This window comes from Jiella sonneratiae (assembly GCF_017353515.1).
Taxonomy (GTDB): domain Bacteria; phylum Pseudomonadota; class Alphaproteobacteria; order Rhizobiales; family Rhizobiaceae; genus Jiella; species Jiella sonneratiae.
On sequence record NZ_JAFMPY010000007.1, the window covers coordinates 105555 to 127400 of the forward strand.

17 protein-coding genes are annotated in these 21846 nt (G+C 68.5%); 10 read left to right on the forward strand and 7 right to left on the reverse strand.

The annotated features are described in order from the left end of the window. The first annotated feature begins 25 nt into the window (after positions 1-25). From J1C47_RS08790 to J1C47_RS08825, 8 genes are all read left to right on the forward strand, one after another. On the forward strand, positions 26-889 hold the full coding sequence (locus tag J1C47_RS08790) for an AraC family transcriptional regulator (protein ID WP_207350374.1): 864 nt from the start codon (positions 26-28) through the stop codon (positions 887-889). An 87-nt stretch (positions 890-976) separates the two neighbouring features. Then, a complete protein-coding gene (locus J1C47_RS08795; protein WP_207350375.1) occupies positions 977-3961 on the forward strand; it encodes a xanthine dehydrogenase family protein molybdopterin-binding subunit in 2985 nt (994 codons plus the stop codon). After that, complete coding sequence (locus tag J1C47_RS08800) at positions 3958-4788, forward strand: FAD binding domain-containing protein (RefSeq protein WP_207350376.1); 831 nt, start codon at positions 3958-3960, stop codon at positions 4786-4788. Before J1C47_RS08795 ends, J1C47_RS08800 begins: the two co-directional genes overlap by 4 nt. After that, a complete protein-coding gene (locus J1C47_RS08805; RefSeq protein ID WP_207350377.1) occupies positions 4776-5285 on the forward strand; it encodes a (2Fe-2S)-binding protein in 510 nt (169 codons plus the stop codon). The genes J1C47_RS08800 and J1C47_RS08805 overlap by 13 nt, the downstream gene beginning before the upstream one ends. Next, positions 5278-6813: an AMP-binding protein gene (locus tag J1C47_RS08810; RefSeq protein ID WP_207350378.1), complete on the forward strand. Its 1536-nt coding sequence runs from the start codon at positions 5278-5280 to the stop codon at positions 6811-6813. Before J1C47_RS08805 ends, J1C47_RS08810 begins: the two co-directional genes overlap by 8 nt. A gap of 44 nt (positions 6814-6857) precedes the next feature. Further along, positions 6858-7664 (forward strand): enoyl-CoA hydratase/isomerase family protein, encoded by an 807-nt coding sequence (locus J1C47_RS08815; RefSeq protein WP_207350379.1) that lies wholly within the window; start codon positions 6858-6860, stop codon positions 7662-7664. A 71-nt stretch (positions 7665-7735) separates the two neighbouring features. Next, positions 7736-9004, forward strand: a complete 1269-nt coding sequence (locus J1C47_RS08820; protein ID WP_207350380.1) for a benzoate/H(+) symporter BenE family transporter — start codon at positions 7736-7738, stop codon at positions 9002-9004. Between the two features lie 90 nt (positions 9005-9094). Further along, on the forward strand, positions 9095-9547 hold the full coding sequence (locus J1C47_RS08825; RefSeq protein WP_207350381.1) for a MaoC/PaaZ C-terminal domain-containing protein: 453 nt from the start codon (positions 9095-9097) through the stop codon (positions 9545-9547). A gap of 50 nt (positions 9548-9597) precedes the next feature. Here the strand turns inward: J1C47_RS08825 and J1C47_RS08830 are convergent, their stop codons facing one another. The 7 genes from J1C47_RS08830 to J1C47_RS08860 form a co-directional block, all read right to left on the reverse strand. Beyond that, positions 9598-11505 (reverse strand): TRAP transporter permease, encoded by a 1908-nt coding sequence (locus J1C47_RS08830; RefSeq protein ID WP_207350382.1) that lies wholly within the window; start codon positions 11503-11505, stop codon positions 9598-9600. Positions 11506-11526: 21 nt separating this feature from the next. Then, positions 11527-12510: a TAXI family TRAP transporter solute-binding subunit gene (locus J1C47_RS08835; protein WP_207350383.1), complete on the reverse strand. Its 984-nt coding sequence runs from the start codon at positions 12508-12510 to the stop codon at positions 11527-11529. A gap of 327 nt (positions 12511-12837) precedes the next feature. Next, the gene (locus J1C47_RS08840; protein ID WP_207350384.1) at positions 12838-14295 is read right to left on the reverse strand and encodes an aldehyde dehydrogenase family protein; all 1458 of its coding nucleotides are present in this window, start codon (positions 14293-14295) and stop codon (positions 12838-12840) included. After that, positions 14285-16204 carry a TRAP transporter permease gene (locus J1C47_RS08845; protein WP_207350385.1) on the reverse strand — a complete coding sequence of 640 codons (1920 nt, stop codon included), beginning with the start codon at positions 16202-16204 and terminating at the stop codon, positions 14285-14287. Before J1C47_RS08845 ends, J1C47_RS08840 begins: the two co-directional genes overlap by 11 nt. Before the next feature lie 184 nt (positions 16205-16388). Further along, on the reverse strand, positions 16389-17387 hold the full coding sequence (locus J1C47_RS08850; protein ID WP_207350386.1) for a TAXI family TRAP transporter solute-binding subunit: 999 nt from the start codon (positions 17385-17387) through the stop codon (positions 16389-16391). A 41-nt stretch (positions 17388-17428) separates the two neighbouring features. Then, positions 17429-18601, reverse strand: coding sequence for a mandelate racemase/muconate lactonizing enzyme family protein (locus J1C47_RS08855; RefSeq protein WP_342591953.1), 1173 nt, complete (start codon positions 18599-18601; stop codon positions 17429-17431). Then, positions 18598-20019 (reverse strand): UbiD family decarboxylase, encoded by a 1422-nt coding sequence (locus J1C47_RS08860; protein WP_342591954.1) that lies wholly within the window; start codon positions 20017-20019, stop codon positions 18598-18600. The genes J1C47_RS08855 and J1C47_RS08860 overlap by 4 nt, the downstream gene beginning before the upstream one ends. A gap of 107 nt (positions 20020-20126) precedes the next feature. On the opposite strand from J1C47_RS08860, the gene J1C47_RS08865 reads away from it, so the two are divergent. Together J1C47_RS08865 and J1C47_RS08870 are read left to right on the forward strand one after the other, a co-directional pair. Then, positions 20127-21050, forward strand: a complete 924-nt coding sequence (locus J1C47_RS08865; RefSeq protein ID WP_207350387.1) for a LysR family transcriptional regulator — start codon at positions 20127-20129, stop codon at positions 21048-21050. 120 nt (positions 21051-21170) lie between these two features. Further along, positions 21171-21752: a UbiX family flavin prenyltransferase gene (locus tag J1C47_RS08870; RefSeq protein WP_207350388.1), complete on the forward strand. Its 582-nt coding sequence runs from the start codon at positions 21171-21173 to the stop codon at positions 21750-21752. The last annotated feature ends 94 nt before the right edge of the window (positions 21753-21846 follow it).

Here is a 21846-nt window from a genome sequence, read left to right on the forward strand (position 1 = left end):
GACAGGCATGTGTTATCAAAGCGGAATGTCGAATGCGCTCAGACTTGCGAAAGGGACCTTCGGCCGTGTCGCTCTCCTCGACATGGACCGTCCGCTGGTGCGGCACGCCCATCCGCATTGCCACGTTCTCCTGAAGGTCGAGGGGGCGGACGCGCAGTTTTCGGTCGGCCGGCGCATGGTGCCGCTCACCGACGAGAGCGCCGTCCTGATCAATGCATGGGAGCCGCACGCCTACGCCCATTTCGACGGGCAGCCGGCGACGATCATCCTCGCCCTCTACATCGAGCCCGACTGGCTCGGCGCATTTCGCCCGAACTGGAAGGCAAGCGGCGCGCCTGACTTCTTTACCGAAGCGGTCGGCGCGACGACGCCGGCGATCCGCCGCCTGACCCGGAGCCTCGCCGAGGCGATGGTGCACGATCCGGGCGACGCGCCCCGTCACGAGCGGCTCCTCGCCGAGCTGATGATCGCCGTCGTCGAACGCTTCACCGACTGGCGCGGCACGCCGTATTCGCTTCGCCTCGCGGCCGCCTCCTTCGTCGATCACCGGGTGCGCAAGGCGGCACGGATGATCGAGGCCGATCCCTGCCGCGTCGGCGACATGAACCGGCTGGCCGGCGACGTCGGCCTCTCGCGGGCGCATTTCTTCCGGCTCTTCGAAGCCTCGCTGAAGGTGAGCCCGCGGGTCTATCTCAACGTCGTGCGGATGGAACGCGCGGTCCAGGCGGTGGCGGAAGGAACGGCTTCCTTCGCCGCCGTCTCCGAGAGCCTCGGCTTTTCCGCGCCGGCGCATTTCTCGCGTTTCTTCCACGATCATGCCGGATCCTCGCCGACCGCCTTCCGCCACGTCTCGGCGCTGCGCGGCGGCGATTATGAGACTCTTCGGTAAGCGCTGCGACGTCTCGGGATCGCGGGCGCCGACCCGCGGGCCGTAACCTCCCCTCAACGGCGTCCGCTCGGGCGTCAGGGAGGTTCAATGACGATCAATCCGTCCGCCGGTCGCTGGACCGGCCGATCGGTTCCGCGCGTCGAGGATGCGGCGCTCCTTTCGGGGCGCGCGCGGTTCGTTGACGACCTGCCGACGGCGGCCGGGACACTTTACGCGGCGATCGTCCGCTCGCCGCACGGCCATGCCGACATCCGCTCGATCGACGTCGCGGACGCCATGAAGAGCGCGGGTGTCGCGGCGGTCGTCACCGGCGACGACATCAGGCGCCTCACCCGCTCGATGACCGTCGGCGTCAAGGCCGATGTCGAATGCTGGCCGATCGCCACCGACCGCGTGCGCTATGTCGGCGAGCCGGTGGCGGTCGTCGTCGCCGCCGACCGCTATCTCGCCGAGGATGCGGCGGAGAAGGTCGCCGTCGACTATGCGGTTCTTCCGGCGGTCGTGGAGCCGGTCGCGGCGCTGTCCGGCGACGCGCCGGTTCTGCATCCCTCGCTCGGCGGCAACCTGATCAACGAGCGGCGCTTTTCCTACGGCGACCCGGACGGGGCCTTCGCCTCCGCGGCGCACCGGATCGGCATCGACGTCACCTATCCGCGCAATTCCTGCACGCCGATCGAGACCTACGGCGTCGTCGCGAGCTACGATCCCGGCGAGGACGCCTACGACATCCTCGCCAATTTCCAGGGCCCGTTCTCGATCCACGCCGTCGTCGCCCGCGCCCTGAATGTGCCCGGCAACCGGATGCGGCTGAGGACGCCGCCGTCCTCCGGCGGCAGCTACGGCATCAAGCAGGGCGTCTTTCCCTACATGATCCTGATGGGCGTCGCCGCGCGCATCGCCGGACGGCCGGTCAAATGGATCGAGGACCGGCTGGAGCATCTCGCCGCCTCGGTCTCGGCGACCAACCGGGTGACGCGGCTGGAGGCCGCCGTCGAGCCGGACGGGCGGATCACCGCGCTTTCGTGGGATCAGATCGAGGATTGCGGGGCGCATCTGCGCGCGCCCGAGCCGGCGACGCTCTACCGCATGCACGGCAACATGACCGGCGCCTATGCGATCGACAATCTTGCGATCCGCAACCGCGTGGTCCTGACCAACAAGACGCCGACGGGTCTCAATCGCGGCTTCGGCGGGCCGCAGATCTACTTTCCCCTCGAACGGCTGATGCAGCGGATCGCGAGGGAACTCGGACTCGATCCGCTGGCCGTCATCCGACGCAATCTCGTCCCCGCCGGCAGCTTTCCCTACCGCACGGCGAGCGGGGCGCTGCTCGATTCCGGCGACTATCAGGCGGCGCTCGATCGCGCCGTCGAGGAGGGCGGTCTCGACGAACTCACGCGCCGCCGCGACGAAGCGCGGGCCGAAGGCCGGCTCTACGGCATCGGGCTCGCCGCCGTGGTCGAGCCGAGCGTTTCCAACATGGGCTACATCACCACCGTCCTGACGCCCGGCCAGCGCGCAAACGCCGGACCGAAGAACGGCGCCCAGGCGACGGCGACGATCGCCATCGATCCGCTCGGGGCGGTCTCCGTGAAGGTCGCCTCGGTGCCGCAGGGCCAGGGCCATCGCACGGTGCTCTCGCAGGTCGTCGCCGACGGCCTCGGACTCGATCCGGCGGCGATCGCAGTGGTGGCCGACGTCGATACGGGGCGGGACGCCTGGTCGATCGCATCGGGCAACTATTCCAGCCGCTTCGCGCCGGCCGTCGCCGGAGCCGCGAAGCTCGCCGCCGACCGGTTGCGGGCAAAGCTCGCCGAGGTCGCGGCCGGGCAGTTGAACGTTGCGGCGGCCGACGTCGATTTTTCCGGCGGCCGGGCTCTTTCGCGGTCCAATCCCGACAACTCGGTCTCCTTCGCCCGCGTCGCCGCGGCGGCGCACTGGGCGCCAGGCACGCTGCCGGGATCGGTCGACCAGACCATACGGGAGACGGTGTTCTGGACGCCGGAACAGCTCGATGCGCCGAACGCCGAGGACGAGGTGAACTCCTCCCTCTGTCACGGCTTCATCTTCGACTTCTGCGGCGTCGAGATCGACCGGCGGACGGGCGAGGTCCGGATCGACCGCTACGTGACCATGCACGACTGCGGGACGATCCTGCATCCGGCGATGGTCGACGGCCAGGTGCGCGGCGGATTCGCCCAGGCGCTCGGCGCCGCGCTCCTCGAGGAGTTCGCCTATGGCGCGGACGGGAGCTTCCGGTCGGGTACGCTCGCCGACTATCTGATTCCGACGGTGATGGAGGTGCCGGACCCGGTCATCCTGCATTACGAGAGCCCGTCGCCCTTCACGCCGCTCGGCGCCAAGGGGGTGGGCGAGGGCAACTGCATGTCGACGCCGGCCTGCATCGCCAATGCGGTCGCCGACGCGATCGGCGCCGACGACCTCGTGCTGCCCCTCTCGCCGAGCCGCATCGCCGGTCTTCTCGCGGGCGAGGAGCCGCAGCCGAAGGTGACGCCGAAGCCGGCCGAAAAAGCCGCGCCCGGCGGCGGGCGCAAGCTGACCGGCGAGGGCTCGGCCGACGTCGCGGCCTCGCGCGAAGACGTCTGGCGCATGCTCCTCGATCCCGCGACGCTTTCGGCGATCATCCCCGGCTCCCATGGCGTCGAGAAGGTCTCCGACACCCGTTTCACCGCCGACGTGACGCTGGGCGTCGGCCCGGTGAAAGGCCGATACAAGGCCGACATCGAACTGTCCGATCTCGACGAGCCGAACGGCGTGACGCTGACCGGCAGGACCGTCGGCGCCCTCGGTTCGGGCGAAGGATCCGGGCGCGTCACGCTCGAAGATCTCGGCGGCGGGCGCACCCGCATCGCCTATTCCTACGAGGCGGCGATCGGCGGCAAGGTCGCCTCGGTCGGCGGCCGGCTCCTGGACGGGGCGGCGCGGGTCGTCATCGGCCAGTTCTTCAAGGCGCTCGCCACCCATGCCGGCGGTGGCCGCGCCGGCGCCGGAAACATGCCGGGCGCCGGCCTTTTCGCCCGCCTCAGGGCCCTGATCGGAGGTGGCCGATGAAGCCGGCCCCCTTCGATTTCGTCAGGGCCGACAGTCTCGGCGAAGCGCTGGAGGCGCTCCACGAGGCGGGGGACGAGGCGCGGGTGATCGCCGGCGGCCAGTCGCTGGTGCCGATGCTCAACATGCGGCTCGCGCGGCCCTCGGTTCTGGTCGACGTCATGCGGATCCGGGAGCTTTGCCGGATCGAGGAGCGCAAGGGGCAGATCGTCGTCGGCGCCGCGGTGAAGCAGGTCGAGCTGGAGCGCTGGTCGCCGCTCGCCGCGCTGCTTCCTCTGGTCGCTTCGGCACTGCCCTGGGTCGGTCATGCCCAGACGCGATCGCGCGGCACGGTCTGCGGCTCGCTCGCCCATGCCGATCCGAGCGCCGAGCTGCCGCTCGCCCTTCTGGCGCTCGGCGGCGAGGTGCATCTGCGCAATCGCCGCAAGAAACGTGTCCTGCCGGCCTCCGCCTTCTTCATGGGCATGATGGCGACCGCCGTCGAACCCGGCGAGATGATCGAGGCGGTCGCCTTTCCGAGCCATCCGATGGGAACCGGAACCGCTTTCAACGAGGTCGCGCGTCGGCACGGCGACTTCGCCATCGTCGCCTGCGCGGCGATCGCACGGGCGGACGGCACGAACCGCCTCGCCGTCGGCGGCGTTGCCGATACGCCGCAGGCGATCGAGCTGCCGGACCCGGCCGACGACGGCTTCGAGGACGCTCTCAACGAATTCGCCTGGAGCCTCGGCGCCCGCGACGACCTGCATGCCAGCGCCCGCTACCGCCGCGATCTCGTCCGCTCGCTCGGGCGCCAAACCGTCGAGGAGGCCATCGCATGGCGAAGCTGAGCCGCGAGGCAAGCCACGAGGTCCGCTTTCGCCTCAACGGGCGAAACGTCACGGCGCAGGCTCCGGCGCGCATGCTGCTGACCGACCTTCTGCGCCACGTCCTGGGCGAGACCGGCACGCATGTCGGCTGCGAGCACGGCGTCTGTGGCGCCTGCACGGTGCAGCTCGACGGCGAACCGGTGCGTGCCTGCCTGATGCTCGCGGCACAGGCCGAAGGCGCCGACATCCGCACCGTCGAGGGGCTGGAGCTTGCGCCGGGCGCGCTCTCGCCGCTCCAGGCCGCGTTCCGCGAGCATTTCGCGCTGCAATGCGGCTTCTGCACCGCCGGCATCCTGATGAGCCTCGACGCGCTGCTTGAGCGCGCGCCTGATGCCTCCGAGGAGACCATCCGGGAGCATCTGTCCGGGCACCTTTGCCGATGCACCGGCTACACGCCGATCGTGAAGGCGGCGCTCGCCGCGCAGGCGCAATTGAAGGAGGAGGCCGCGAATGCTTGACCTTGGAACCAGCCTGATCGCCAGCGTCGAACGCGATCCGACCGCGCTCGCGATCTCCGACGGCGACCTCGACCTGACCTATGGCGAATGGTTCGCGAAGATCTCGGCCCTGGTGGACGGCCTCGGCACGATGGGCCTGAAGCCCGGCGACCACGTCCTGACCGTCATGCAGAACCGCTGGGAGAACGCCTCGCTGCACTGGGCCTGCCAGCTGGCGGGCCTGATCGTCACGCCGATCAACTGGCGTGCCAAGCCCGACGAGGTCGACTACGCCCTGGAGGACAGCGAAGCGAGAGCGGTCTTCTATCAGGACGTCTCCGCCGAGGCCGTCTCCACGTCCGGAAAGGCTCAGAACCTGCCACGAGTGATGGCGGGCAAGGCCGAGGGCGGCGCGGACTCGCTCTCTGACATGCTGTCGGGCAGCGCAGCGGACGCTTCTCCGAGGGCATCGGCCGAGGACTGGTCGCTGATGCTCTACACCTCGGGCACGACCTCGCGTCCGAAGGGCGTGCCGCGTCGGCACCGCGCCGAGCGCGCGGCGGCTCTCGCCCATGTGGCGCAGAACCTCTACCGCCACGGCGAGCGGACCCTCGGCGTCATGCCGCTCTACCACACCATGGGGGTGCGGTCGCTGCTCGCCTCCTCGCTGATCGGCGGCGCCTTCGTCTGCCTGCGGCGCTTCGACGTCGCGGGAGCGCTCGAGACGATCGAGGCGAAGAAGGTCACCAACCTCTATCTCGTGCCGACGCTCTATCACGACATCATCCATCACCAGGCGTTCACCAGGCAGAAGGTCGCCTCGGTCACCAAGCTCGGCTTCGCCGGCGCCTCGATGACCGACGGGCTGATGAAGAAGCTGAATGCTGCCTTCGAGCCGGAGCTCTTCGTCAATCACTACGGATCTTCCGAGGTCTATACCTGCACGATCGACCAGAACGCGCCGCTGAAGCCGGGCTCGGCAGGCCGATCCGGCCTCAACCAGCTGATCCGCGTGGTGCCGCTCGGCGCCAATGACGCCGAGACACGGGCCAAGCCCGGCGAGGAGGGCGAGATCGTCGCGCTGCTCAAGGGCGACGAGGCCTTCGAGGGCTACTGGAAGCGTCCCGAGGCGACGGCGAAGGCGCTGCGGGGCGGCTGGTACTTCACCGGCGACACCGGCTATTTCGACGAGGATGGCGACCTCTTCGTCACCGGTCGCGCCGACGACATGATCATCACCGGCGGCGAGAACGTCTCGCCCGTGGAGGTCGAGAGCTGCCTGTCGCTGCATCCGGCCGTCGCCGAGGTCGCCGTCGTCGGGCTCCCGGACGAGCGCTGGGGCAAGATCGTCACGGCCTTCGTCAAGCGTTCGCAGCCCGTCGAGGAGGCCGATCTCGACGCCCACTGCAAGACCTCCGGCCTGGCGAATTTCCGGCGCCCGCGCGCCTATGTCTTCGTCGACGAGATCCCGAAATCGCCGGTCGGCAAGCTGCTGCGCCGCAAGCTGGTGGCCGGAGAATACCAGGCCGAGACGGCACGGCCGGCCTGAGGCCGGCACTTTCCCTTTCCAGACATTCAAGGACGACCAGACCCATGAGCGAGACCTACAGCTTCACCGATCCGCGCCTTGCCGAACTCGACGGCTTCAAGGTGACCATCGATCCCGCCAAAAAGCGCGCCGACGTGACGCTTTCGCGCCCGCCGCTCAACGTCATCTCGATGCCGCAGCGCGACCAGCTGCGCCTCGTCTTCGAGACCCTCGACGCGGACGAGCGCGTGCGCATCGTCGTCCTGTCGGGCGAGGGCGAGCACTTCTCGTCCGGCGGCAACATCAAGGGCTTCATGGAGGCGAGCCCCGAGCACGTCTCCAAGCTCGCCTGGAACGTCGCCGCGCCGGCCCGCTGCTCCAAGCCGGTGATCGCGGCCAATCGCGGCTACACTTTCGGCGTCGGCTTCGAGATCTCGCTCGCCTGCGATTTCCGCATCGTCTCGCAGACCTGCTTCTACGCCCTGCCCGAGCAGAAGCTCGGCCAGATTCCGGGCTCCGGCGGTTCCGCACGGTTGCAGAAGATCGTCGGCGTCACCCGCACCAAGGACATCGTGATGCGCTCCAAGCGCATCCCCGGGAAGACGGCCGTGGAATGGGGCATCGCCACCGAATGCGTCGCCGACGGCGAACTGGAAGCGACGGTCGACGCGCTGGTGGACGAGCTCCTCGAGTTCTCGCCGCTCGCCCAGCGCACGGCGAAGAAGATGCTGAACGAAACCGACGACGCCTTCCTGACGACGGCGATCGAGCTCGAGGGGCTGAACTACAGCCGCCTGCGCCAGTCCGAGGATTTCAAGGAAGGCGTCGAAGCCTTTCACGCAAAGCGAAAGCCGAACTTCACGGGGCGCTGAGGGAGGAGCGTCGGCGGCGTGCACGGGCGTCGCTGCCGGGGCCGGAAGTCGAATTTCACAGGGAGGCAGACATGGACGCAAGCAAGCGAGGATTCATCGAACCGGGACCGGGGATCGCATCCGGCCTCCGGGATCTGCCGGCGAACCTCAATCTGAAGACGGGCAGCGCCGGTCTCGTCGCCGCGATCTTCGGCTGCTCCGGCCCGGCGCTCATCGTCATCGGTGCGGCGGGGACCGGCCATCTGACCAACGGCCAGACGGTCGCCTGGCTGCTGGCGATCTACGGGCTCGGCGGGCTGATCAGCTTCGTCATGGCGCTGCACTACCGGATGCCCATCACCGGCGCCTATTCGATTCCCGGCGCCGCGCTGGTGGCGGGGTCGCTCGCGACCTTCCCGTTCGACCAGGCCGTCGGCGCCTTCGTCATGGCCGGCGTCATCGTGCTCGTCCTCGGCGTCACGGGGCTGATCGGCAAGGTGATGCGCTGGCTGCCGATGCCGATCGTCATGGCGATGATCGCCGGGGCGCTGATCCGTTTCGGCATCGGTGCGGTCACCGCGATCGACAAGCTGCCGCTCGTCGTCGGCGCCGCGATCGTCGCGTTCTTCCTGTCGATGCGCTTCGTCAAGGTCGTGCCGCCTGTGCTGTCGGCGCTGGTGGTCGGGCTGATCGCGGTCGCCCTGACCGGGTCGTTCGGGACGAACGACGCCGGCATCAGCTTCGTGGCGCCGGAATTCACCGCGCCGGCCTTCACGCTCGACGCTTTCCTCGCGATCGCCGTGCCGCTCGCCATCCTGGTGGTGGGCGCCGAGAACGCCCAGGCGACCGGCGTCCTCCTGGCGGAAGACTACCCCGCGCCGGTCAACGCCATGACGATCATTTCCGGCGTCGGCGGCATCCTTGCGGGGTTTCTGGGCGGCCACAACGCCAACATCGCCGGGCCGATGACGGCGATCTGCTCGTCCGACCAGGCGGGCGAGGACAAGCGGGGGCGCTATGCCGCGACCGTCGTCAACGGCGTTCTCTTCGCCGGCTTCGGCATCTTCGCCGGCGCGGTGGTGCCGCTCGTCCTGATGCTGCCGGGCCCGCTCATCGGCGCGGTGGCGGGGCTTGCGATGATCAACGTTCTGGTGATGGCCTTCCAGTCGGCTTTTTCGAAAGCCGCGGGATTCCAGATCGGCGCCTTCGTCGCCCTGGTGGTTGCGATGTCGAACGTCGCGATCCTCGGCATCAGCGCGCCGTTCTGGGCGCTGTTCGCGGGCGCCGTCGTCTCGGCGCTGGTCGAGTGGCCTGCACCTGAGAAGACACGGCCGACGACCTCGGCGACGCCGGCCGGCTGAGCGACGCGCGGGCTGCAGCCCGATCGAAGGGGAGAACGGAGGGGGCGTCGGCGTGGCGCCTCCTTCGCATGTCGACGAAAGGACGCTGCGGTGGCGCAGGAACTCTATTTCGACGATCTCGACGTCGGACGCCGCTTCGAGAGCGAGCCGTTCGCCGTCACGGCGGAGGCCATCAAGGCTTTTGCGGAGAGCTACGATCCGCAGCCATTCCATCTCGACGAGAACGCGGCGGCGGACGGCTTCTTCGGCGGGCTGGTCGCGAGCGGCTGGCACGTCGCCGCCCTGACCATGCGCCGCTTCGTCTTGGAGGGCCTTCCCGTCGCAGGCGGTCTCATCGGCGCCGGGGCAGAGCTCCAATGGCTCCGCGCCACGAGGCCCGGCGACACGCTTCGGGTGTTCAGCGAGATCCTCGAATGCCGCCCGTCGCGGAGCCGGCCGACCCGCGGCACGGTGACCATCCGCAGCGAGACGCGCAATCAGCACGGCGCGGTCGTCCAGGTCATGACCACGCGGATCGTCGTGCCTCGCCGGGAACCTGCCTGAGCTCGCGAGGCTGGTCCGGGACCCGGCGCTGTCGCCTGACGCCCTCCCTCTCACCCCATCGCCTTCCGCCCCTGCAGCGCTCTGGTCTGGAAAGCCCAGGCACCCAGCGCCACAATGATCGCGAAACAGGCGAGCGTCGAGACGAGCCCCGGCAGGACGCTGCAGATCCCGGCGGCCAGAAAGACGCCGCGCGACCAAGCCGGAAGCGGGCGGAACAGCCAGCCGATCGTGGCGGCGGCGATCGCCAGGAAGCCCATGACGACGTTCGTCATCGCCCAGACCGAGTCGAGCGGCGATCCAATGAGCAGCAGTCCGGGATGGACGACGGCCGCGAACGGGATGACGAAGCCCGGAAGCGACAGCGAAAAGGCCCGCCACCCGGTCTCGGAGGCGGATGCCCCGGTGATCGAGGCGGCGGCGTAGGCCGCAAGTGCCACGGGCGGCGTCACCATGGACAGGATCGCGAAATAGAAGATGAAGAAATGCGCGACCAGCGGCTCGACCCCGAGGCTTGAAAGGCTCGGCGCGAGCAGGATCGCGGCCATGATATAGGCGGAGGTCGTCGGCATGCCGGCTCCGAGAACCAGGCTCGACAGCATCGCGAGGACGAGGAGGAGCGGGACCTGACCGGCGGCAACCGTCACCATGAAGCTCGTGAACTTGGTCCCGAGGCCGGTGAAGCTGATGACGGCGACCGCGATGCCGGCCAGAGCGCAAGGCAGGGCGACCGTGACTGCGCGCTGCGCCGAGACCACCAGCCCCTCGACAACGGCGATCGGGTTCTGGCGCGTCGCCTTGCGCAGCGTCCCGACGACCACGGTGACGGCGCAGGCTTCGATCGCCGCACCCTCGACCGGATAGCCGGCCACGATCCGGTAGGCGAGCCACATCAGGGGAACGAGGAGATGGCCGCGTTGCGAAAGAACCGACGCCATCGGGGTCTCCACAGCGCCCCGTTCTGGACGGGCGCCGCGCCGCCGAGCCTCGAGATCGACCATGATGAGGAGCGCGATGAAGTAGGCCGCCGCCGGCAGGATCGCGGCGAAGACGATGGTCTGATAGGGCATCTGCAGAAAGTCCGCCATGATGAAGGCGGCGGCCCCCATGACCGGTGGAACGAGCTGCGCGCCCGTCGAGGCGGCGGCCTCGACGGCTCCCGCGAAACGCAGATCGTAGCCACTCCTGCGCATCAGCGGGATGGTGAAGATGCCGGTCGACATGACGTTGGCGACGGCGCTCCCCGAGACGCTGCCCAGGAGGCCAGACGAGGTGACGGCGGCCTTGGCCGGTCCGCCGGTTCGCCGGCCCGTGAGCGTGAGCGCCAGGTCGATGATCAGCCGCCCGCCGCCATAGACGTCGTAGATCGCCGCGAAGAGGATGAAGTAGAAGACGGTCGAGACCGACACGCCGACCGGCACGCCGAAGAGCCCCTGCTGCGACAGGAACTGTGAATCGATGAAGCTTTCGAGCCCTGAAAAGCGGTGTGCGAAGACGCCGGGCAGGTAAGGTCCGGCGAAGAAGTAGACCACGAAAGCCGCGGCGAAGATCGTCAGGCCCCAGCCGAGATATAGCTTGCCCCCGACGAACAGGAGCACGATCAGCAGAATGCCGAGAGCGTAGTCGGCCGTCGCCACCGGATCGAGGCCTGGAATGCGCTCGCTCATCAGGAATTCGGCGTTCCAGGCAATGTATGCGCCGGGTCCGAGCGCCAACAACGCAGGTACCAGCCAGAGCGCACGTCCCGCCCGCGACGGCGCCTGCCCCGCCTGCATGGCGAAGGCGAGCGACACGGCGAAGGCGACATGGATGCCGCGTTGGGCGAGGGTGTCGATCTGCGGCCAGATCGCGAACGCGATCTGGCCGATCGTCCAGGCGAGCGCGATGAGCGCGGCGGGAGCGAGAAGATCGCTCCATCCGAAGGGGCGCTGACCGGCGTCCGCGGTGTCCGTCGTCGGCATCGCTTCGCTACCCGCCGCCGATCAGTTCAGCCAGCCTTTCTCGCGATAATATCGCTCGGCGCCGGCATGGAGCGGCAGACCATTGTTCTCCATCTTCCAGGCGCCGTTCTCACAGCTGAAATTCGACAGCGCCTTGTGTGCCTGCTTGAGAGTGTCGGCGCTCTCGCAGATCGTCTTGACGATCTCGTAGGCGAGATCGTCGGACATCTCGGTGCTGGCGAAGAGGGTCGTCGTCGTGCCGGGGAGGTCGAGGTCGGAGTCCTGCCCGGGAAATGTTCCGGATGGCAGGGTTGCGACCTGCCAGCCGTAAGAGTCGCGCATCGCGTCGAGCTCGTCCTGCGAGGGTTGCAGGAAAGTCGAGGGCGTCGTCTGGGCGATCTCGGTGATGCCGGGATGGCCACGAGTGCCAACCTGGATGAACACGTCGCCGGAACCCGAGGCGAAGCGTGACTTGACCATGTCGAACGACCCGAATTCGTAGCTGCCGCCGGAGGAAGAGAGCCGATCCTCGCCTTCGCCCGCGATGTCCAGAAGTTGCTCGCCTCCGAAGGAGCCGATGCTGCCACGGCGCAGGAGCGTCACGTTCGCTTCCGGATGGGACTCGAAATAGTCGTCGAGCTTGCCCGACACCTCCGCGCCTCGGGCCATGGGCACGAGATAGTACTGGTCCCAGCCGCCGACGAGCGCGCGCAGATTGTCGAGCGGTGCGTCATAAGCGTATTTGCCCTCGAGCGCCCAGCTTCCCACCACGGCCATGCCGAAAGCCAGATCCGCGCGGCCTTTCGAGACCAGAGCCGGATTGCCGATGCCGCCGGCGATGGGCGGGGCGTCTACCGTCGAGCCGGCGGGCAGCTTCTTCTGCAACAGCTCGGACAGATTGACCGCGTAGACGTACCAGCTGGACCCCTGCTGGAATGAAGCGACCGTCAGGTTGACGGCGGCGTCCTGCGCCCATGCCGAACTTCCCGCCGCGATCAGCGCCGCACCGAACAGCGCGGGGGTCAATCTTGCGCAATAGCGTTTGATGATCGTCGTTATGGGGCCTCCCTACCCGTTTTGGCGGCCTTCGGACCGCATGTGATTGCCAGACATGGACACAACGGCAGCCCGGCACGGACCGGCCATTGCCGCGCCCGCCAGCTTCGATGCTCTCCGCCGGATGCCTTGCGCCGCGCTCGGTTCGACCTCCCCGATGCCGAGCGCTTCTCCCCGTGGGTTAGAGGAAGGGTACGACGCGCGTACGAGAGTTCATAATAATAAGCGATGATGTTTTGAATAGCGTATCGCTATAGCTCGAGCCTGATGGCCGCTTCCGATCGGGCCGCCGCCATGTCAGGCGCCGACGACGCCGACGTTCTGATAGACGTGCTTCAACTCGCAGAAGTCGAGAAGCGCGTCGAAACCGTGCAGCCGTCCGAGGCCGGAGCGCCGGTATCCGCCGGTCTCGGCCTCGGCGAAGAGCTTGTTGTGGTCGTTGATCCAGACGGTACCGTCGCGCAGCGCCCGCGCGATCCGCCAGGCGGCGTCGCCGCGATTGGTCCAGACCGACGCCGACAGGCCGTAGACCGTGTCGTTGGCCTTGGCGACCGCCTCGGCCTCGTCGGCGAAGGGCTCGATCACCAGCATCGGGCCGAAGATCTCCTCCTGGCAGAAGTCGGCCTTCGGATCGCGATGCGCGACGAGCGACGGCGTCAGGAAGGCCGAGCCTGCCGGGGCATCCTCCAGGACGTCGTGGCGGAGCACCACCTCGTCCGCCGCGTCGAACACCGCCTCGATCCGCCGCCTGACGCGGTCGCGGGCGCCGACGGTGATCAGCGGGCCCATCTCGGTGCCCGCCTCGAGGCCGTTGCCGACCCTGATGCCGGACAGCGCGGCGGCAAGGGCGGACTTCGTTTCCGCAAAGCGGCTCTCGTGAACCAGCACGCGCCGGGCGGCGGTGCATTGCTGGCCGGAGATGATGGTCGCCGCCGCTGCGAGTTTCGGGGCGATCGCGGCGACGTCGGCATCCTCGAGGACGACGCAGCAGTTCTTGCCGCCGAGTTCCAGCGAAAGCTTCTTCATCGTCGGGGCGGCGGCGGCCATGATCGCCTGGCCGACCTCGTTGGAGCCGGTGAAGGAGATGACGTCGACGTCGGGGCTCTCGACCATGGCCTGGGCGACGGCATGGCCGCTTTCCGGCAGCACCGAGACGGCGCCTTCGGGAAGCTGCGGCAGGTCGAGGAGCGGGGCGAGGCAGCGCTCGGTGAAGGCCGCAGTCTGGGGCGCCGGCTTGACGATGGAGGTGCAGCCGGCGGCGATCGCCGGCGCCAGCGAGCGAATGAGCAGGACGGCCGGCGCGTTCCAGGGAACGATGATGCCGGCGACGCCGGCCGGCTCGCGCAGCATCACCGAGATTTCGCCGGGGGCCACCTCCATGGCGTGGCCGGGATTGTGGCGGGCGAGCCCCGCATAATAGCGGATCTCGCTCACCGCAGCGGCGATCTCCCCCTTGGCGGCGAAAAGCGGCTTGCCGTTGGTGAGCGTGAGCCATCGGGCGGCATCCTCCATGGCCGCCTCGAGACCGCTCGCCCAGGCCAGCAGGATGTCCTGGCGCAGCCGCGGCGACTGGGCCCAGAGGGAACGGTCGAAGCATCGCCGCGCCGCCTCGATCGCCGCCTGCGTCGCCTCCGCGCCGCTGTCGGCGAGGTCTCCGAGATGCGCCCCCGTGGCGGGGTCGGTGGAGGCGAAGGTCCCGGCGGCGGCGAGCCGCCGCCGACCGATCCGGGCGCAGGCGAGGAGGTCAGCTGGCATGGCGGGGCATCTCCTGATGGGCTGGCTTTCCCGTTTCGGCGGGAAGGATCGCGGCGTGCGTCGCCGCCACCGCATCGTCCTCCGGACGCCGCAGCTGCAGCGCCAGCATGCCGACGAGAAGCGCGGCGCCGACGATGTCGGTGATGAATTCCGGCGAGATCAGGAGGATGGCAGCGATCAGGGCGACGCCCCGCTCGATCGTCGTCGAGCGCCGGAAATGCGTGCCGACGAAGGCGCCGGCGATGCCGTAGATGCCGAAGGCGCAGGTCGCCGAAACCCAGATGATTTCCCACCAGTCGCCGTGCATCACCAGAGCGGGGTTGTAGGCGAAGGCGAAGGGAATGAGGAAGCCGGGAAGCGTCAGCTTGAAGGCCTGGATGCCGGTTGTGGTGGAGCTGGTCTGGGCGAGCGCGGCGGCCGCGTAGGAGGCGAGCGCCACCGGCGGCGTCACGAAGGACAGGAGCGCGAAGTAGAAGATGAAGAGGTGGACCGAGAGGATGTAGAGGTGGAGCTGGGTCAGCGCCGGCGCCATCAGGATCGCGACCATGATGTAGGCGGAAACGGTCGGCATTCCCATGCCGAGGATGATGCAGGCGACCATGACCGCGACGAGGGAGAGGATCAGGCTTCCCTGGGAGAGGGCGAGGATGAAGCCGGTGAACTTCAGCCCGATGCCGGTCTGCACGATGACGCCGATGATCAGGCCGGCCATCGCGCAGGGCACGGCGACGATCAGGATCGACCGGGCCGACTTCTCGAAGCCGTCGACGACCTTCATCAGCGTCAGCCGGGTCTCCCTGGTGACCATCGAGACGGCGACGGTCGCGACCAGCGCGTAGATCGCCGCCATGGCGAGCGAGGATCCGTCGATCATCATGTAGACGAGGATGACGAGCGGAATGAGCAGATGCAGGCGCTTCCAAAGCCCGGTCTTCACGTCCGGCATCTCCTCGCCCTTCAGGCCGCGCAGCCCGTCGCGCTTGGCCGTCAGGTCGACCGCGAAGAGGATGGCGAGGTAGTAGAGCAGCGCCGGGATCGCCGCGCCGAACAGGATGGTGACGTAGTCGAGGCCCGTCAGCTCGACCATGACGAAGGCCGCCGCCCCCATGATCGGCGGCATCAGCTGCCCGCCCGTGGAGGCGGCTGCCTCGACCGCCGCGGCAAAGGGCGGCTTGTAGCCGAAGCGCCGCATCAAAGGGATGGTGAAGGTGCCTGTCCCGACGACGTTGGCGACGGCCGAGCCGTTGATCGAGCCCATCAGGCCCGAGGCGATGACGGCGCTCTTGGCGGGCCCGCCACGGGTGCGGCCGGTCGCCCAGAAGGCGAGGTCGATGAACAGCTTGCCGCCGCCGGAGATCTCCAGGAAGGTGGCGAACAGGATGAAATAGAAGATGTAGCCGACGACGGCGCCGAGGGGGATGCCGAAGATGCCGTTGTTCGACAGCACCTGGACGTCGACGAAGCGCGACAGCGACATTCCCGAATGGCCGATCGAGATCGGCAGGAAATTGCCGAAGAAGGCATAGGCGGTGAACAGCAGCGCGATGACGAAGAGGCCCCATCCGGCCGCCCGCCGGGTCGCCTCGAACAGGGTGACCACCAGCGCCGTGCCGGCGACCAGGTCGCCCGTCGTCGGCCGGTCGACGAAGGCGATGCGGGTCACGTAGCGCTCGAAGTTCAGGGCCATGAAGACGGCCCAGCCGATCGTCGCGGCGATCAGCAGGACGTCGGCCGCGCGGGCCGCCGTTCCATGCTCGGCCAGATCCTCCCCGAATACCAGGACGAGGACCGCGGCGAGGAACAGCACGTAATGCAGGATCAGCGGCATCGGCTCGACCAGGATGGTCCAGAGCTGCAGCACGGTGAGCCCGATGGCGATCCAGCGTATGGCGAACTGCAAGGTCTTCATGGGGTTTCGTTCCGACGACTGTCCCTGGGGCGCCGGCATCTGGCGAAAGGCCGGGCGTTTGCGTGGATTGAGGGGGTGCCTGCTCGATGAGCCGAGGGTGCCTGCGGCCGGCAAAGGTTCCGCCCGGCGATGGGCGTCGAGAGATGGAGGGCGGGGCCGGCAGATCGGCCCCGCCCTCGCATCCTCACTTGAGCCAGCCCTGCTCCTTGAAGAAGCGCTCGGCGCCCGGATGCAGCGGCACGCCGCCGTTGCGGCCGGGATCGCCGGCGGTCTTGCAGTCGAACTCGGCAAGGCTCGAATGCGCCGCGCGCACCTTGTCCTGGTTCTCGCAGATCGCCTTGGTGATCGTGTAGGCCACGTCGTCGGACATGTTCGCATTGGCGATCACGCCGGTCGGATAGCCGACCGACGGCACCGCCTTGTCGACGCCCTCGAACTCGCCGGCGCGGATCGAAAGTCCGGTCTGAAGTCCGTATTTGTCCGCGATCTCCTTCATCTGCTCTTCGCCGAGCGGGATGAAGGTGATGTCGCCGCCGAGCGCCAGCTCCATCACGTCCGGCTGGCGATAGCCGATATTGTGGATGAACATGTCGGCCTGGCCGTCGCGCAGCTGCTGGATCGCCACCGGCAGGTCGATATGGGTGACCCGGCCGCCGGCCTTCTCGATGTCCTCGTAGCCGAGGCCGTAGCTTTCGAGCGCCATGCGGGCAAGCGCCTCGCCGGCCCCGCCGATCTGGACGGTCACGAGGCGGACCGGCTTGGTCTTGACGTCCGCGAGGCTCTCGATCCCGGCACCCTTGCGCACCACGATGCCGAGACGATGCGGAATGTTGAGGCCGCCGACCAGCGCGCGGATGTTCTCGTGCGGTTCCTTGAAGCTGACGATACCCTGGCGGGCCCAGTTCGAAAGCGCCGAGAAGGACAGGCCGAGATCGGCGTCGCCGCGGTCGACGAGGATAGGATTGCCGACGCCGCCCTGATAGGGCAGCACCTCGACGGTCGAGCCCTCCGGCAGCGCCTTCTGGGCGATGTCGGCGAGACTCGTCGCGTAGATGTACCAGCTTCCGCCGACGTTGAACGACGCGAATTTAAGGTTGACCGGTTCCTTGTCCGCGGCCAGCGCGCCGGTCGCCGCCAACAGGATGGCGCCGGCTGCAAGAAATGTTCGTCTCAGGATATTCATTTGCGATTTTCCTCCCTTCGCAATCGAATGAAACGGGCGGGTCAGGTGCGGTAGGCGGATCCCGGGATCGGTGGATGGGCCCTGACGAAATCCATGTCCACCTCGACGCCGAGACCCGGCGCCTCCCCGGGGGTCATCGTGCCTTCCCTCGAAAGCACCGGCGCCCCACGCACGAGCTCGTCGCGGAGCGGATTGATCCTGCTGGCATCGGCTTCGAGAAAGCCGCCGTTCTCGATGGCGCAGAGAAAGTGGAGGCTCGCCGCGGCGTTCAGCCCGGTCATCGAGGCGTGCGGATGCACCGGCAGGCCGGCGGCGAGCGCCAGCGCGGCGATCCTCGTCGCCTCGGTCACGCCCCCGACCTTGGAAAGGTCCGGCTGGATGACGTCGGTCGCGCCGTCGGCGATCAGGGCGGCGAATTCCTGGCGGGCGAAGAGGTTTTCGCCGGCCGCCAGCGGCAACCGCGCACGGGCGGCGAGATCCGCCATGCGGCGGCGCTCCAGCGGCATGAACGGCTCTTCCAGCCAGGCGAAACCAAGGTCGGCGAGAGCGTCGGCGGCCCTTGCCGCGTCGCCCGGCGCATAGAGCGAGTTCGCGTCCGCCATCAGCGTGACGTCCGTTCCGACGGCCTCGCGCACGGCCCCGGCGCGGGCGATGTCTCGGTCGATCCGGTCGCCGATGCGCAGCTTGAGCGCCCGGTAGCCCCGCGCGACGAGGCCCCGCGCCTCCTCGACCAGGCGGTCAGGTGTCTCCCAGCCGAGCGCGACGCCGCCGGCATAGGCGGCAACCGGCCGGGGCGCGCCCCCGAGAAGCCGGCAGAGCGGCCAGCCGGCGGCCTTGGCCCGGATGTCCCAGAGTGCGCAGTCGATCCCCGACATCGCGAGCGCGGCAGCCGCCCCGCTGCCCTGCGTCAGCATCTGCGCCCGGGCCATGCGGCGCCACAGGCCCATGGTGTCGCAGGCGTCCGCGCCCTTCAGCATGGCGGCGAGATTGTCGTTGACGATCGACGCGACGGCGATGTGGGCGCGGCCATGATGGGCCTCGCCGAAACCCTCGATCCCGTCCTCGGTGCGCACCCTCACGACGACGGCGTCGCGCTTGATCGTGCGGCCGACGCCGAGCGTCACCTGTGCGGCTTCCGGCAGGGGATAGGACAGCGCGAAGGCCTCGACGGCGGCGATGCGCAGGGCGCCCGGGGCCGTCGCCGGGCCGCTCACGACAGGACCTCGGCGAGCCTGGCCGCCGGGTCGAGGACGTCGTCGAGATCGATCGCTTCCTCCCCCGGCACCCTGATCCGGCGGAACCTGAATTCCGGCGCCTTGGCCGGCACCGTCGCGTCGAAGCCGGTCTTGCAGCCGAGCCCGTTGTCCGTCGAGGGATCGAGCTTCGAGCCCTGGCTGCCCGGGATCATCACCATGTCGCGGTCGGCCTGGAAACGGGTCGCGACGGCCCACTCGACCTCCGTCGGATCGTGAATGTCGACGTCCTCGTCGACCACCACCACGTGCTTGATGTCGTAATGGGCGGCGAGGGCGGCCAGGATGACGTTCTTCGCCTCGCCCGCCTCGCGCCGCCGCAGCTTGACGTGAAGGTGGTAGCGGCACACGCCGCCGCGCGACAGGTGCACGTCGACGACGCCGGGATGGCTGCGCCGCATCGTCGCGAGGATCGTCGCCTCGCGCGGGATCCCGCCGAGGAGAAGATGTTCGAGACCGCCCCCGACGATGGTGTGGAACAACGGCCTGGAGCGCGTCGTCACGCGGTCGACCTCGATCACGTGGCGGTCGTCGCGCTCGCCGTAATATTGCGGAAACTCCCCGAACGGGCCCTCCGGGGCGCGCCTGTTCGCCTTGAGACGTCCTTCGACGACGATCTCGGAACGGGCCGGGACGCGAAGCTCGGATCCCTTGCAGCGAACGACTTCGAGCGGGGCGCCGCAGAGGGCGCCGGCGATGCCGAGCTCGTCGAAGTCGATCGGCACGATCGCCTGGCTCGCGAGGAGGCAGGCCGGGCTCGCGCCGATGACGATGGCCACCGGAAGATCATGGCCGTCGGCTTCCGCGGCGTCGTTGAAGGCCAGCGTGTGCCGGGGCAGGAGCAGCGCGCCGAGCTCACGCGGGCCCGACAGCTGCAGGCGGTGGATCGCGACGTTCTGGGCGCCGGTCTTCGGATTGGCCGAGATCAGCAGTCCGGCGGTGATGTAGGCGCCGCTGTCGTGCTCGTTGTGGACCGGGATCGGCAAAAGGTCGGCGAGATCGAAGTCGTCTTCGTGGACGACCTCCTGGCACGGCGCGTTCTCGACCTCGACCGGGGCGAGGGGCCGCTGTTCCGCCGCCTGGAAGCGCTCCAGCAGCCGGTCCTCGGAAATGCCCAGCGCTTCCGCCATCCAGGCGCGGCGCGACAAGAGCCCAGAGACGACGGTTCCGGGATGTCCGGACGGATGGGGAAAGATCGTCGCCCGGTCGCCGTCGTTGCGGTTGGCGATGCCGGCGAGCATGAACCGCAGGTCGGTTTCCGGCCGGGCAATGGCCAGCCGGCCGGTCTCGTCCAGCCGCGTCAGCCAGCTCCGCAGGTCGAGATAGGCGTGCCGGGCCTCGTCCCGATCGGACTTTGCCGCTGCGACTGTCTGTTCCACCCTGGCTTCCTCCCTTGCCGTCTTCGAGGCTAGTTCGGCGCGAGGCATCATTGCCAACAATTTGGGATGATGGCATCGATATCGTTGCGCTATGGGAGGGCGTCACGATGGATCTGCGGCAGATGAGCTATTTCGTCGCGATGTACGAGGAGGGCTCCGTCACCCGCGCCGCCCAGCGGCTCAACATCGTGCAGCCCGCGGTCAGCGTGCAGCTGGCGCGTCTCGAGGAGGCGATCGGGCAGAAGCTGTTCTACCGCACCCCCAAGGGGATGGTGCCCACCCATGCGGGCGAGAACGCCTATCGCCGCTTCCTGCCGATCCTGCGCGAGGTCGAGCAGGCGCGTCGCGCGCTGACCGTCGACGGCGACGTCGTCAAGGGCCACGTCGCGTTGGGCGCGGTCTCCTCGGTTGCCAACAACGCCTTGTCGGAAACGCTTCGGATCTTCCACAGGCGCTATCCGGAAGTCACGCTCCGCGCGACGGGCGGCTACACCACGGACCTGATCGAGATGCTGCGAACCGCGCAGCTCGACCTGGTCATCGTCAACACGCCGTCACGCGGGGGCCGGGGGTTCGACACGCTGCCGATCATCAACGAGGATCTGGCGCTGATCTGCGACAGCGCCCATCCGGCCCTGCCCGCCACCCTTCATCCGAGCGAGGTCGCCGCGCGCGACCTCGTCATTCCCTCCCATCGTCACGGCCTGCGGCTGATCATCGACGCCGCCTTCGCGGTGCACGACCTGGCGCTCGTGCCGCGCATGGAATTCGACGAGCTGAAGACGATCGAGGAGTTTCTCCTCGACAGCCGCTTCGCCACGATCCTGCCGCCGATCGCCGTGCATCGGGCGCTGATGACCGGCCGGCTCCGCATGCATCCGATCGTGCCCTCCGTGCCCCGGCGGCTGGTCTGCCTGTCGAACACGGCGCGGCCCCTGGGGCAGGCGGCCCAGCTCTTCGTCGAGGAACTGCGCGAACGGATGATCGAGGTGAGCGCCAAGCTCACCAGGGCGATCGGGGCAAACCCATAGCGCCGCGCTATCGGGAGGATTGCGGGAAACGACTGGACCGCTGCAACGCCCGCATGGTCTCTTCCGCGTCGGCCGCAACCGGCGACAAGCCGCAACGACGGCCGTGGGAGGAGCGACGACATGGCAGCGATGCCGAAACGCCGGCTGATCGTGGGCATCTCCGGCGCATCCGGAACGATCTACGGCATCCGGCTCCTGGAACTCCTGCGCAACCTGCCCATCGAGACGCATCTCGTCATGTCGCGATCGGCCGAGGTCACGGCCGCCTACGAGACGGACATGAAGATCGCCGAGATCCGGGCGCTCGCCGACGTCGCCTGGCGGCAGGAGGACATCGCCGCCTCGATCTCCTCGGGCTCGTTCAAGACCATGGGGATGATCGTCGCCCCCTGCTCGGTCCGGTCGATGTCGGAGATTTCGACGGGCGTCACCTCGACGCTCCTGACCCGTGCGGCCGACGTCGTCCTGAAGGAGCGGCGCCGGCTGGTGCTGATGCTGCGCGAGACGCCGCTTCACACCGGCCATCTGAGGACGATGACCCAGCTTTCCGAAATGGGGGCGATCATCGCGCCGCCGGTTCCCGCCTTCTACGCCCGGCCGGAAACGCTGCTGGACATGGTGGATCACACGCTCGGGCGCATGCTCGACCTGTTCGACATCGACGTCGGCACGGTCCGGCGCTGGAAGGACAGCGGAGAGTAGGGCCGCCCGCTAAAACCAGGAGGCATCGAAGATGACTCCTGGCCCCGAATCTGGATTTTCACCAAGCCTTTGGCTTGGCATTGAAAATCGAGAT